14 protein-coding genes and 1 tRNA gene are annotated in these 12756 nt (G+C 63.0%); 5 read left to right on the top strand and 10 right to left on the bottom strand.

Annotated elements, in window-relative coordinates; genetic code table 11:
• Window positions 1-18 precede the first annotated feature (18 nt).
• Window positions 19-1029: a thiamine pyrophosphate-dependent dehydrogenase E1 component subunit alpha gene (locus ACTJK4_RS08935; RefSeq protein WP_260801865.1), complete on the bottom strand. Its 1011-nt coding sequence runs from the start codon at window positions 1027-1029 to the stop codon at window positions 19-21.
• Window positions 1030-1335: 306 nt separating this feature from the next.
• The gene (gene lysM, locus ACTJK4_RS08930; RefSeq protein ID WP_009241111.1) at window positions 1336-1821 is read right to left on the bottom strand and encodes a peptidoglycan-binding protein LysM; all 486 of its coding nucleotides are present in this window, start codon (window positions 1819-1821) and stop codon (window positions 1336-1338) included.
• Between the two features lie 304 nt (window positions 1822-2125).
• Here lysM and ACTJK4_RS08925 point away from each other — a divergent pair, with 304 nt between their 5' ends.
• Complete coding sequence (locus ACTJK4_RS08925; RefSeq protein ID WP_440817546.1) at window positions 2126-3160, top strand: extracellular catalytic domain type 1 short-chain-length polyhydroxyalkanoate depolymerase; 1035 nt, start codon at window positions 2126-2128, stop codon at window positions 3158-3160.
• 7 nt (window positions 3161-3167) lie between these two features.
• On the opposite strand, the gene ACTJK4_RS08920 is transcribed toward ACTJK4_RS08925, so the two are convergent.
• The 3 genes from ACTJK4_RS08920 to gcvA form a co-directional block, all read right to left on the bottom strand.
• Window positions 3168-3473, bottom strand: a complete 306-nt coding sequence (locus ACTJK4_RS08920; protein WP_232040563.1) for a hypothetical protein — start codon at window positions 3471-3473, stop codon at window positions 3168-3170.
• 104 nt (window positions 3474-3577) lie between these two features.
• Window positions 3578-3988: a hypothetical protein gene (locus ACTJK4_RS08915; protein WP_232040564.1), complete on the bottom strand. Its 411-nt coding sequence runs from the start codon at window positions 3986-3988 to the stop codon at window positions 3578-3580.
• Between the two features lie 74 nt (window positions 3989-4062).
• Entirely contained in the window at window positions 4063-4998 is a 936-nt protein-coding gene (gene gcvA, locus ACTJK4_RS08910) for a transcriptional regulator GcvA (RefSeq protein WP_260801867.1), read from the bottom strand.
• A gap of 156 nt (window positions 4999-5154) precedes the next feature.
• On the opposite strand from gcvA, the gene ACTJK4_RS08905 reads away from it, so the two are divergent.
• On the top strand, window positions 5155-5988 hold the full coding sequence (locus tag ACTJK4_RS08905) for a DMT family transporter (RefSeq protein WP_260801868.1): 834 nt from the start codon (window positions 5155-5157) through the stop codon (window positions 5986-5988).
• A gap of 9 nt (window positions 5989-5997) precedes the next feature.
• Here ACTJK4_RS08905 and greB read toward each other — a convergent pair whose 3' ends face one another.
• Complete coding sequence (greB, locus tag ACTJK4_RS08900) at window positions 5998-6561, bottom strand: transcription elongation factor GreB (RefSeq protein WP_260801869.1); 564 nt, start codon at window positions 6559-6561, stop codon at window positions 5998-6000.
• A 115-nt stretch (window positions 6562-6676) separates the two neighbouring features.
• On the opposite strand from greB, the gene ACTJK4_RS08895 reads away from it, so the two are divergent.
• Window positions 6677-6753, top strand: a tRNA-Arg gene (locus ACTJK4_RS08895).
• A gap of 169 nt (window positions 6754-6922) precedes the next feature.
• Here ACTJK4_RS08895 and ACTJK4_RS08890 read toward each other — a convergent pair.
• Window positions 6923-9343, bottom strand: a complete 2421-nt coding sequence (locus tag ACTJK4_RS08890; RefSeq protein ID WP_232040568.1) for a RelA/SpoT family protein — start codon at window positions 9341-9343, stop codon at window positions 6923-6925.
• On the opposite strand from ACTJK4_RS08890, the gene ACTJK4_RS08885 reads away from it, so the two are divergent.
• Window positions 9342-9557, top strand: coding sequence for a hypothetical protein (locus tag ACTJK4_RS08885; protein ID WP_232040569.1), 216 nt, complete (start codon window positions 9342-9344; stop codon window positions 9555-9557). The two genes, ACTJK4_RS08890 and ACTJK4_RS08885, sit on opposite strands and share 2 nt — an antisense overlap.
• A gap of 47 nt (window positions 9558-9604) precedes the next feature.
• On the opposite strand, the gene rpoZ is transcribed toward ACTJK4_RS08885, so the two are convergent.
• The 3 genes from rpoZ to ACTJK4_RS08870 form a co-directional block, all read right to left on the bottom strand.
• Window positions 9605-9808 carry a DNA-directed RNA polymerase subunit omega gene (gene rpoZ / locus ACTJK4_RS08880; protein ID WP_004630929.1) on the bottom strand — a complete coding sequence of 68 codons (204 nt, stop codon included), beginning with the start codon at window positions 9806-9808 and terminating at the stop codon, window positions 9605-9607.
• A 136-nt stretch (window positions 9809-9944) separates the two neighbouring features.
• Window positions 9945-10610: a guanylate kinase gene (gene gmk, locus ACTJK4_RS08875; protein WP_024975230.1), complete on the bottom strand. Its 666-nt coding sequence runs from the start codon at window positions 10608-10610 to the stop codon at window positions 9945-9947.
• Between the two features lie 22 nt (window positions 10611-10632).
• Entirely contained in the window at window positions 10633-11568 is a 936-nt protein-coding gene (locus ACTJK4_RS08870) for a YicC/YloC family endoribonuclease (protein WP_260801870.1), read from the bottom strand.
• A gap of 151 nt (window positions 11569-11719) precedes the next feature.
• Here ACTJK4_RS08870 and ACTJK4_RS08865 point away from each other — a divergent pair, with 151 nt between their 5' ends.
• Window positions 11720-12745, top strand: coding sequence for a serine/threonine-protein kinase (locus ACTJK4_RS08865; protein WP_024975228.1), 1026 nt, complete (start codon window positions 11720-11722; stop codon window positions 12743-12745).
• The last annotated feature ends 11 nt before the right edge of the window (window positions 12746-12756 follow it).

Genomic DNA, 12756 nt, shown 5'->3' with positions numbered 1-12756 from the left:
GATGGCCGCAGGGGCTGCTTAGTGAACGAAAACGTGATTCAGCGCTTCACCCGGTTCCGGGTACGGGCTGTTGCGGCCGAAGTCGTAGGCCGCGTCAATGCGTGCCGAGATGGCGGCCCGCAGCGCGGTGTCTGCGTCGCCGTCGAGCAGCCCCGAAGCCCGCAGACTGTTTCCGAGCAGGTTGATGGGATCGGACTCGCGCAGATGCTTCGCTTCGTCCTTCGGGCGGTAGGTTTCCGGATCGCCCTGGAAGTGCCCGAGGTAGCGGTCGGTCTTGACCTCGATGAGCGTCGGCCCCTCGCCGCGGCGCGCGCGGGCGATCGCCTCGCCGGCTGCGTGATACACGGCCACCGCGTCGTTGCGGTCCACCAGCACGCCAGGCATGCCGTAGCCGGCAGCACGTACATCGTTGGAAGGCACGGCGGTCGAATCGGCCTTCTCGACCGAGATGCCGTACTTGTTGTCTTCGCAGATGAAGACGACGGGCAGCTTCCAGAGCGCCGCCAGATTCAGCGATTCATGGAATGCGCCCTGGTTGGCCGCGCCCTCGCCAAACACCGCGATGGCCACCCAGTCCTTGTTCAGCTTGCGCGCAGCGAGCGCCGCGCCGCAGGCTTGCGGCATGCTCGCGCCAACGATGCCGCTGCAAGAGAACTTGGTCTCCGGGTGGAACAGGTGCATATGGCCGCCCTTGCCGCGGCCCAGGCCCGTTGCCTTGCCGAAGATCTCGGCGGTCATTTCGTTCAGGGGCACGCCCTTGGAGATGGCGAAATGGTGGGCACGGTGCGGGCCGACCACGGTGTCTTCGGGCCGCAGATGCGCACACACGCCCACTGCTACCGGTTCCTGCCCTGCCGACAAGTGCATCTCGCCAGGCACAGGGCCGGCACCAATATCAAAGGCCAGGCCCTTCTGGATTTTCGGCGGCAACTTGCCTTCCAGATAGACCTTCGCCATGGCCTCTTCATACTGGCGAATCTCGATCATCTTCTCGTACATCCACAGAAGATGTTGCGGTGTCGGGTCCATGCAAAGTCTCCTCTTGCTCTCGTATCGGTGTCCGGCTGCTGGGCCGGCTGACCGGGAATTGCAAGAGGGGTGCCAGGTGCATGCGCAAAGAGGATGCGTGCATGGGAACTACCCGCAAAGCCTTTCAGCACAAGGATTTGCGACGATGCAACCGGAGAGGGCCAGGCACCTGAAGACGTCTCGGCAAAGCGCGGCCGAACGAGACAGACGTCGCAATGAATGCGACAGGTGTCTCACTCAACCGTCATGCGTGAGCAAAAGAAAAGGGCCCGAAGGCCCTTTGTCTTGATGCAACCGCCAGACAGATCACGCCGCCGGAATGCGCAGCTTCTGCCCGGGATAGATCTTGTCCGGATTCGACAGCATCGGCTTGTTGGCTTCGAAGATGGCCGGGTACTTGTTGGCATCGCCGTAGAACTTCTTGGCGATGGCCGAGAGCGTGTCGCCGCGCTCCACCGTGTGCCATTGAGACTCTTCCGACTCGGTGTTGACCGACATCTGGTCGTCCACCGACTTGATGCCCTCGACGTTGCCACAGCACAGGATGATCTTTTCGCGCGTGGCCTGGTCGGGCGCTACGCCGAACACCTTGGCAGCATCGCCTTCCACCTGCACTGACAGCGCCGTGGCGCTCAGGCCCTGCTGTGCGATGTAGTCCTGGATGGCTTGGCCCTTGGCATCGTCGGCCGCCTTGGCGGCATCGGCATCCGCCGACGCATCGGCTGGCGCAGCTGCAGCGCTGCCGTGGAACAGCTTCTCGCCAGCCTCTTTGATGAAGTCAAAAAAACCCATAACGACCTCCATAAGTACACAACGGGGAACGGGAAAGCAGAAAGGCGTGCCCCAGTCGGGCTCGCCCGTCGCGGCAGTGTAGCCGCTCACCCACGGTGTCTCCATGACAGTCGCGCGCGCAATTGCAAACTTTGCCGCCCGCGTGGGCGGCCATGAGGCGCTTTGCCCACTTTGAATGCTGCGTTGCAACAAAATCGCTGGCACACTGTCTTACCAACATCGAAACTCCTTGCGACCTCTCGGAGAGCACGGGCACCATCGTCCTCATCCGAGCCACTTTGCCGCCGCCATGCACCGTAATTGGATGAAATCCATCACCCGGCTGGTCGACGCCCTGACCACACCGGGCTTTGGCCGCCAGTCATGGCCGCCCAAACCGGTCAAGCCGCTCAAGCCAACCACCCGCCGCGACAGCCCGCGCCGCGTACGCCCCACACCCACCCAGGGCACCTTCGTTCGCGAACAATTCATCTACGAACCCGAGTCGCCCGCCGTGGTGGCGCGCCGGCCGGAATACTGGCTCTACACACCGCCCACACGCGGCAGCAAGCCCCCCGCATTGATGGTGATGCTGCATGGCTGCAAGCAATCGGCAGAAGTGCTCGCGCATGGCACGCGCATGAACGCACTGGCAGACCGCGAGGGCTTTATCGTGCTGTATCCGGAGCAGCCGCGCCGCGCGCATCCGCAATGCTGCTGGCACTGGTATGACCCCGAGCACGCCGGCGCGCGCGAGGCGGACGGCATTGCCCAACTGATCGAGCAAACCCTCGAACAAACTGGCGCCGACCCTTCGCGCGTGTATCTGGCAGGCTTGTCAGCCGGCGCGGGATTGGCCGGCCTGATCGCATTGCGTCATCCGAAGCTGTTCGCCGCGTTGGCGCTGCATTCGGGCCCGGCGTTGGGCGTGGCGCGTTCGCCGGCGTCTGCGTTGAACCTGATGCGCCGCGGAGCCCGCGTCGACGCTGTCGAGGCGCTCTCAAGCGTGGTGAACGTGGCCACCTACCCCGGCATGCCGACGATGCTGTTGCACGGCCTGCGCGACGAGGCCGTCAACCCCGCCAACCAGGCGCAGTTGGCCGCGCAGTTCCGCGCGCTGAATCATCTTGGCGATGGGGGCAACGTCTCACGCCAGACCACGCGCGGCGAGGGCTATGTCCTGCGCAACGACATGCGCGACGGCGAATGCATCGTCAGCCTGTGCCAACTCACCACCACGGGCCACGCCTGGAGTGGCGGCGACCCGCGCTATGCCTTCCACGCGCCGGGGCCCGACTCGACGTGGCTGTGGTGGCAATTCGCACGCCAGCACGTTCGCGACACAGCGCTGGCGGCGTAAGCGCGCCTCAGAGATCAATCGACTGCTGGACGGGGCTACGCCCCAGCAATTCATCGATCAAGCCATAGCCCCGCGCGAGCCCGGCCTCTTCGGCGGCCTCACGTGTGGGCAGCGGGCGCTCGTCGTGCGAGTGGGCGACGAGGGTTTCGACCGCCGTCGGGTCTGCACCCGACTCGCAGATGCGCACGACAAAATCCCACTGCGTGGGCCCCTGCCCGCCCTTGTCGGATTTGCGCTCAGCACGCGGTATGGCCAGCACGTAGACGTCGAAGTCCTTGTACAGCTCGGTGCGCCAATTCGATTCCATTGTCATGTTGCCTCCCGGAAGACGCCGCAACTTCTCACTTGGCGGTTGCGACATCGACAGAATCGCCTGCAAAAAACAGGCCGGTACATGACCGGCCTGTCGTTGCATCGTCAGCATTCGCCCTTGCGCGCGTGGCCCGGGGGGCAGTGATACCGGTCGTCGCGATCCCGGCCACGGCCATGCCAGCGGCCGTCGTCGCCTCGGTCCCAGCCGCCGTCACGCATTTGCCAGCCGTGCGGCCCCTGCTCCCAGCGCGGCTCGCGCCAGTGGTAACCCGGCCGTCCATGTTCACGATAGCCGCGACGCCAGACATAGCGGCCGTCGCGCCATTGCCAGTAACCCGGTACCCATACGTAGCCCGGCTGCAAGACTGGCACGGGCTCATACTGGGGCGGCGGGGGCGCGTAGGTCGGGCCGATCTGCACGCCGATCGACACCTGGGCCTGCGCCGGCAAGGCGATCGAACCAGCGACACCGGCAGCCGCCAAGCATGCAGCGAGAATCCATGCGTTCTTCTTCATGTGGGGACCTCCTTTTCAAAGCAATCGAGCGTGATTGCATCGTAGCATCGCGTTTCGCCTCCGCCTCTAGGGTGTTACGCGGCGTTACCTCCGTTACCGGAGGCCGGAAATGTATTCACGTTTGCGTGACGTTGCGGTCGTTCCTCCCCCAGCCACGCGCAAAAGGCCTGCACGACCTCGTCACCCAGATTGCGCGCGGGGCTGTACCAGTAGTAGCTGCGCGCGACCAGCGCGAGATCCGGAAACGGCGCCACAAGACGCCCCTCCTCCAGATCCTCCGCGATGAGCGCCGATGGTCCCATCGCGACACCCAACCCATCGATGGCGGCTTGAATCGACAGATAGAAATGCTCGAACGTGAGCGCATGCGCTGGCCGCAGGTTCGGCACGCCTGCCAGCACCAGCCAGCTGGGCCACACCGAAGGCAGCGTGTCCGAATGCAGCAGCGTGTGATGCCGCAAGTCGGACGGGGTCGATAGCGGCAAGCGCTCCAGCAACACCGGGCTGCACACCGGAAAGCGGCTCTCGTCCAGAAAGCGCCCGGATTGAAAACCCGCATGAATCTCCGGCCCGCCACGGATGATCACGTCGAAATGATCAGGCAAGTCGGCGATCTCTTCGATCGACGTGGTGAGCCGCACCTCCACGCGCGGAAAGCGCATCTGAAACGTGGAAAGCCGCGGAATCAGCCAGCGCATCGTGAACGTCGGGATGCTGTTCACACGGAGAATGCGCACGGCATCGCGGTCGCGCAGCGCCTGGCTGGCCATGCTGATGCGGTCAAGCGCTACGCCAATCTCGGCAAGGTAGCGTTGGCCCGCATCGGTCAGTTCCACACGCCGATTCAGCCGACGAAACAACGACACACCCAGCCACGCCTCCAGCGCCTGGATATGACGGCTGATCGCGCCATGCGTGACGCTCAGTTCTTCGCCCGCGCGCGTAAAACTGAGATGGCGCGCCGCCGATTCAAAGGCGCGCACGGCATTCAGAGGGGGCAGCTTGCGCATATCGCGTGAGTTTTTTGCACAGATCGAGTCAGTATATATCGATTGTTGATCACACTTTGCGGCGTTACGCTGGCGTCTTCTTGCTCTCGCTGCCATAGCATCGAGTGAGAAAAATCGACCCGATTCTCGCTTTCGCACATCGCGCACATCGTCATCGTGACCGCCGCCGTCATCGCCCTGGTTCTCTGCGCCGCCCTGCTCCACGCCTCATGGAATGCCTTGCTGAAAAGCGGCTCCGACCGCCTGCGCGCCATTACGCTGATGACGCTGGCCTCTGGCGTGGCCGCAATACCGATGGCGATTGCATTGCCGTTGCCGGCGCCGGCCGCTTGGCCTTATGTGGCGCTGTCCGCGGTGCTGCACGTCGGCTACAACGTGTTCCTCGCGCGCGCGTACCGGTTTGGTGAATTCGGGCAGGTGTACCCGATTGCGCGCGGATCGTCGCCGCTGCTGGTAACGGTGGGCGCCGCACTGTTTGCGGGCGAAATGCCCGGCGCGACTGCGCTCGCGGGCGTGGTGCTGGTGAGCGGCGGCATTCTGAGTCTGGCGCGCGGCCGCAAGGCCGACCTTGGCTCGACGCTGGCGGCCCTCACCACGGGCGTGTTCATCGCGTGCTACACGGTGTGCGATGGCATCGGCGCGCGGGTAGCCTGCAATGCGAATGCGTACTCGGCTTGGCTATTCATGCTCGACGGTCTGCCGATGGTGCTGCTCTATCGCGTGTGGAAAGGCCCTTTAAACATCGACCTGCGAGACGCCGCTACGCTCAAGACGTTTGGCGGCGGCGTGGTCTCGCTCATCGCATACGGCATAGTCATCTGGGCCGTGACGCTCGCGCCGATGGGGCCCGTGTCGGCCCTGCGCGAAACGTCGGTGGTGTTTGCCGCGCTGCTCGGCCGACTGTTCCTAAAGGAGTCACTCACGGCGCGGCGCCTCTCGGCGTGCTCTGTCATCGCTTTCGGCGCCTACTGCCTGGGGCACCCGGCGTGAGGACACAACTCATGCAGAGCGCTGCGGATATTTGACTTCAAGGATGTCGATCTGCTCGACGCCCGTGGGCGTGCGCAGCGGCACCGTATCGCCCTCGCGCGCTTTGATCAGCGCTCGCGCAATCGGCGAGATCCAACTCACGTGTCCGATGTCCAGATCGACCTCGTCCATGCCGACGATGGTGACGGTGGTCTCGTCACCGCGCTGGTTGGCGTAGGTGACCGTTGCACCAAAGAAGATCTGATCGTTGTCGCCCTGCAAACTGGCGTCGACCACCTCGGCCTTCTCGATACGGCGCGTGAGAAAGCGGATGCGGCGATCGATCTCGCGCAGGCGCTTCTTGCCGTAAAGGTAGTCGCCGTTCTCAGAGCGGTCACCATTGGACGCAGCCCACGACACGATGCTGACCACTTCGGGCCGCTCCGTGTCGATCAGGTGCATCAGCTCGGTGCGCAGGCGCTCGTAGCCCGCTGGCGTGATGTAGTTCTTGGAACCCGGCGGCAAGGGCGCAGCGCCCTCGGGCAGATCGTCTTCGTCATCGCCGGAATCTTCCCGGACGAAAGCCTTGTTCATGATGGAAGCCACGGTGGATCAAGGCTCCATTATAGAAAGTTGGCCCCACTCGAAGAAAAAGTGAAGAAGGGGGTTCACAAGACGGAAAATCTCTGTATAATCTCATTTCTCGGTTGCGGCTGTAGCTCAGTTGGATAGAGTACTTGGCTACGAACCAAGGGGTCGTGGGTTCGAATCCTGCCAGCCGCGCCAACCTAATACGAGGACGAAAAGGGCTTCCAGAAATGGAAGCCCTTTTCTTTTGTGCGCATCCGTCTCGCATGCGGCGCAATGTCCCAGCGCTCTTGGGTTCGCCGCAAGCGGCCACAAACAAAAAAAGGCGAAGCCCGCTGGCCTCGCCTTTTTGTTTGGGCGTGGAGCATCAATCTCCGCCGCGATCTCGCGCAATGCGAATCACATCCGGGTTGCGCCGCAGCGCGCGCATCACATCGGCAAGGTGCACGCGGTCGTGCACCTGAATCAGGAACGTCATGTACGTCGCTTCCTGATCGCCCTCCTGCTCCATCGACACGTGTGCCACGTTGGCGTCGGCCGAGGTCAAATCCGCTGCTACGCGCGCAAGAATGCCCTTCGTATTGCGCACCAGCACCTTGATCGACACGTCGAACGCACGCGTCGTGTGCTCCGCCCACATGACGTCGATCCAGTGCTCCGGATCCTTGCCATGCAGGCGCTTTGCCACGCGGCATTCCTGCACGTGGATCTGCAAGCCTTCGCCCTTGCCGATATAGCCGACGATCGGATCGCCGGGAATCGGGCGGCAGCACGACGAGAACACCATCGCCATGCCTTCGTCGCCACTCACGGTGACGGCAGGCGCTTCTTCACCAGCAAAGGTATGCACGGCCGCCATCAAGGCTTCGTCGCCCTCGTGGCCACCTTCTTGCAAAAGGATTTCCAGACGGCGCGCAACCACGGCAGCCACCCGGCGGCCGAGCGCGAGATCCGCAAAGACATCTTCACGCGCCTTGTTGCCCGTCCACTGCACGATGCGTTCCCACACCTGGGCGGACACGGCCTTCATGTCGATGCCGATCTGACGCAGCGCCTGTTCGAGCAATCGCTCGCCGAGTTGAATGGCCTCATCCAGCTTGGCCGTCTTGAGGAAGTGCCGGATTGCCGCGCGCGCTTTGCCGGTGCGTACGAACGTGAGCCACGCCGGGTTCGGCTTCGAGTACGGCGCCGTCACCACCTCGACGATGTCGCCGTTTTTCAGCTCCGTGCGCAGCGGCAGCAGCTCGTTGTTGATCTTGACCGCCACACACTGGTTACCCAGGTCACTATGCACCGCGTAGGCGAAGTCCAGCGCCGTAGCACCGCGTGGCAGCGCGCGGATCTCGCCCTTGGGCGTGAACACGTAGACCGCATCCGGGAACAGGTCGATCTTGACGTGCTCCAGAAACTCCTGCGAGTCGCCCGTCTGGCTTTGAATGTCGAGCAGCGATTGCAGCCACTGATGCGCTTGTTGCTGCGCCCGATCAGGCTCATCGTGGTGCTGCTTGTACATCCAGTGCGCGGCCACGCCGGCCTCCGCGATCTGGTTCATCTCGCGCGTGCGGATCTGAAACTCGACCGGTGTGCCGAACGGGCCCACCAGCGTCGTGTGCAGCGATTGATAACCGTTGATCTTGGGGATAGCGATGTAGTCCTTGAACTTGCCGGGCATCGGCTTGTACAGGCTGTGCAGCGCACCCATCGTCATGTAGCACTGCATCTGCGTGTCGACCACCACACGGAAGCCATACACATCCAGCACCTGCGAGAACGACAACTGCTTGTCGTGCATCTTCCGGTAGATGCTGTAGAGCGTTTTTTCGCGGCCCGTCATCTCGGCCGGGATGCCTGCGTCGGCCAGCGCACGCTGAGCCGTTTCAAGAATGCGGCTCACAACCTCGCGTCGATTGCCGCGCGCGGCCTTCACCGCCTTCTCAAGCGTGGCGTACCGGAACGGTGAGCCGATGCGGAAGCTCAGTTCCTGCAGCTCACGATAGGTCGTGTTGAGCCCAAGGCGGTGCGCGATCGGCGCGTAGATCTCCATCGTCTCGCCCGCAATGCGGCGGCGCTTTTCCGGCGGCACGTGGTCGAGCGTGCGCATGTTGTGCGTACGATCGGCGAGCTTGACGAGAATCACGCGCACATCGCGCGCCATCGCGAGCAGCATCTTGCGGAAGCTCTCCGCCTGCGCCTGCTCGCGGCTCTGGAATTCGAGCTTGTCCAACTTGGTCAGGCCATCGACCAGTTCTGCGACTTTGGGGCCGAACTTCTCGGCCAGCTCGCTCTTGGTCACGCCCTGATCTTCGATCACGTCGTGCAGCAGCGCCGCCATGATCGATTGCACATCCAGCTTCCAGCCCGCGCAGATCTCTGCCACGGCCACGGGATGCGTGATGTAAGGCTCGCCGCTCTGGCGATACTGCCCGAGGTGCGCCTCGTCGGAGAAGTGAAACGCTTCCTTCACCAACTTGAGATCGGCCGGCTTCAGATACGAAAGCTTTTCGGTCAGCCCCGAAATGGAAACCACTTGCTGCCGAGGCGGTGCCGCCGGCTGCGAGGTCGGGCCAAACAGATGGCGATAGGTTTGCTCCAGCACCGCATCGATGAAGAGCGTGTCCGCGCCTTCGGACTTGGCCGTCTCCTCGGGTGCATCAGCACTTGCGCCCTTGTGCGATTTTGGCGGCAGGGCCGCCCGCTCCCCGACCAGGTCGGCACCACGCGGATCAGGCAAGTTCGGCGCGCCCGTACGAGGCGACGCAGGGCCGGAGCCGGAAGCGGAGGACGGCATGGAAACGATGGAAGCGGTGGAAGACCCGGAGGGACCCGTGGAGACGCCCAGCGCAGGACCGGACGACCTCGCGGACGATTCCACCGACGGCACGTTGTATTCGTGCGTGGCGGAATGTTCGGTCCTGGGCGAAGAAGCGGGCGAGGTAGGCATGCCGGGGTCTAGTGCGTTCGCGGCTTTTACATCCACGAAAGATCGCAATAACGATCAGTGACCGAGGCAGCGTACCACGCCAGGTAATGCCAAGTAACGCGTGTCAGCTCAGGACGGAACCTTCTTGAGCATCTCGATACCAACCTGGCCGGATGCGATTTCGCGCAATGCGGTCACGGTCGGCTTGTCCTTGGCATCGACCTTGGGCGTGTGGCCCTGCACCAACTGACGGGCGCGGTACGTTGCGGCCAATGCCAGTTCGAAGCGATTCGGAATCTGTTTCAAGCAATCTTCGACGGTAATACGCGCCATGAAAACTCCACCTGGTGGCAAATCTTGTTGATCTCGATATTTTAGCAGCAGCGCAGCACTTCCCTCGGACAGCGCGGGGAAGCGGGCGCTACCACACTTTCGCAATCGCGCTGAAAAACGCGATTGCGCTGCTTGCTCAATGAATACCCAGCTCGACGAACAGCTCGCCGTGGCGCGCCTTCTGGGCACCGAAGCGCAGACGCGTGGCCTGCACCACGGTGCGCAGCTCGGCCAATGCGGTATCGAACACTTCGTTGATGATCACGTAATCGGCTTCAGGTGCGTGCGCCATCTCGGAGCCCGCCGCCAGCAGGCGGCGCACGATCACGTTAGGCTCGTCCTGACCGCGCTTCTTCAGACGCTCTTCCAGCGCCGTGAGCGACGGAGGCAGGATAAAAATTTCGACCGCGTTGGAGAAACGCTGGTGCACCTGCTGAGCGCCCTGCCAGTCGATTTCGAGCAGCACGTCGGTGCCGGCGCGCATCTGCTCTTCGATCCATACGCGTGAGGTGGCGTAGTAGTTGCCATGCACCTCGGCCCATTCGAGAAACTCGCCGCGATCACGGCAAGCCTTGAACTCCTCGACGGTCATGAAGTTGTATTCGCGGCCGTGCTGCTCGCCCGGACGCGGCTTGCGCGTGGTCGCTGAGACCGACAGGCGGATCGAGGAATCCTGTGCCAGCAGCGCATTCACCAGCGTTGACTTACCGGCGCCCGAGGGCGCCACGACCATGAACAGGCTGCCCGGAAAGTGATTCTCGATGGGCGTATCGACGGCAGAGTGCGCTTGAGAGGATGGCATGTTCTAGTTCTATCGTTTCGAGTTATTCGAGGTTCTGGACCTGCTCGCGCATCTGCTCGATGAGCAGCTTGAGTTCCATCGATGCATCGGCCAGCTCCTTGGCGGCGGCCTTCGAGCCGAGCGTGTTCGCCTCCCGGTTCAGCTCTTGCATCATGAAGTCCAGGCGCTTGCCGATCTGGCCGCCCTTTTCCAAGATGTGGCGCGTTTCGCGCAGGTGCGCCTGCAGGCGCGAGAGCTCTTCGGCGATGTCGATGCGGATGCCATAAACGGTGGCTTCCTGGCGAATGCGCTCGGACAGCTCGTCGCGCGTCAGTGCCGGAGTGCCTTCGGGCGCTGCCAGGCCAAACGCCTCGCGCAGGCGCTCGGTCAGCTTGTCCTGATGCTGCTGGATCAGGACCGGCACCATCGGCGTGAGTCTGTCGACGATGCCGAGCATTGCGTCCGCACGGTCAAGCAGCACGGCCTTGAGCGCATCGCCTTCGCGGCGGCGCGATTCGAGAAGTTGCTTGAGCGCCTCTTTGGCCGCCTCGATCACGGCGTCGCGCAAAGCGTCCTGTGTCAGTTGCGGCTCGGCCAGGACACCCGGCCAGCGCAGGATTTCGCCCATGCGCAGCGAACCCGATGCCGGCAGGTGGCGCGTGACCGCCTGCTCCAGCTTGGCCAGTTGTTGCAGCAGGTCCACATTGAGCGCCGCGACATCGCTCGCGGCTTCCTGGCGCTGCAGGTTGATCCGGCACTCCAGCTTGCCGCGCGACAGTGCGCTCATCAGCATTTCGCGCAGGGCCGGCTCGAAGGCGCGGCATTCCTCCGGGGCGCGGAACAGCAGGTCGAGAAAGCGTGAGTTGACGGTGCGAAATTCGACCGAGACGGTAGCGACGCTCCCGCTGGGTGCGCCATGGGCGTCGGTAAAGGCTGCCTGGCGTGTGGCAACGCCGTAGCCGGTCATGCTGTGGATCATGGAATCGTGGTGTGTTGTTCTTGGTCGAATCAGGAAATCCGGCGGCGGTTATTTAACGCCCGGAATTGGCGGGGAATCCCCCACCTTTTGTCGCTTTACAACGTGTGGACTGGTCAGGGAGAATCCGACAGCCATTTCGCCACACAAACCCATGACAGAGTCAAAAGGCTCAGGACAGCCGCGCAGTGCCCCGTTGCCGGTCGGTACCTTGCTGTCCAATTATCGTATTGTAAAGAAGTTGGCCAGCGGGGGGTTCAGCTTCGTCTATCTTGCGACCGACGAACATGGGACGCCGGTGGCCGTGAAGGAATATTTGCCGTCTTCGCTGGCGCGTCGTGCACCGGGCGAATTGATTCCTGTCGTGCCTGAAGAAAGCGGGAGTGCATTCCGCCTCGGGCTGAAATACTTCTTTGAAGAAGGCCGGTCGCTGGCCAAGATTTCTCACCCTGCCATCGTGCGCGTGCTCAATTTCTTCCGGGAAAACGGCACCGTCTACATGGTGATGACGTATGAGCAGGGTAAAACGCTGCAGGAACACATCCTCACCGCGCGCCAGCAGGGCAAGTTGAAGATGCTGCGCGAGCGCTTCATCCGGCAGGTCTTCCATGACCTGATGAGCGGCCTGCGCGAAGTCCACATCCACAAGCTGCTGCACCTCGACATCAAGCCCGGCAACATCTACCTGCGCGAAGACTTTTCACCGATCCTGCTCGACTTTGGCGCCGCAAGGCAGACGCTCACCGCCGAGGCCTCGCGCTTCCAGCCGATGTACACGCCGGGCTTTGCCGCGCCGGAGCTGTACCGCAAGCACAATGAGCTGGGCCCGTGGACGGACATCTACAGCATCGGCGCCACCATCTATGCCTGCATGGCCGGCACGCCGCCCCAGGAAGCCACGCAGCGCGAGAAAGACGACAAGTTGGAAGAAGGCCTGGAGCGCTTGCGCAAGGTCTATACGGCCAGCCTGATCGATCTGGTTGGCTGGTGCCTGAAGATGAAGCCGGAAGAGCGTCCGCAGAGCGTGTTCCGCCTGCAAAAGGTGCTGCGTGAAGAAAGCAACGCGCTGACAGAGTTGCAGGCATTGACCGCCGTCACGCAGGGCGGCCCGGTGCCAGAAGAGAAAGAGGCGTTGACGACACGTTTCATGAGCCGCCTGTTGCGCCGCCGGGACAGTTGACCGCCCAGTCG

It is taken from the genome of Ralstonia sp. 22111 (assembly GCF_052045895.1).
Lineage (GTDB): Bacteria > Pseudomonadota > Gammaproteobacteria > Burkholderiales > Burkholderiaceae > Ralstonia > Ralstonia wenshanensis.
The sequence above is the reverse complement of the archived record's forward strand: the minus strand, read 5'-3'. Positions and strand labels throughout refer to the sequence as shown.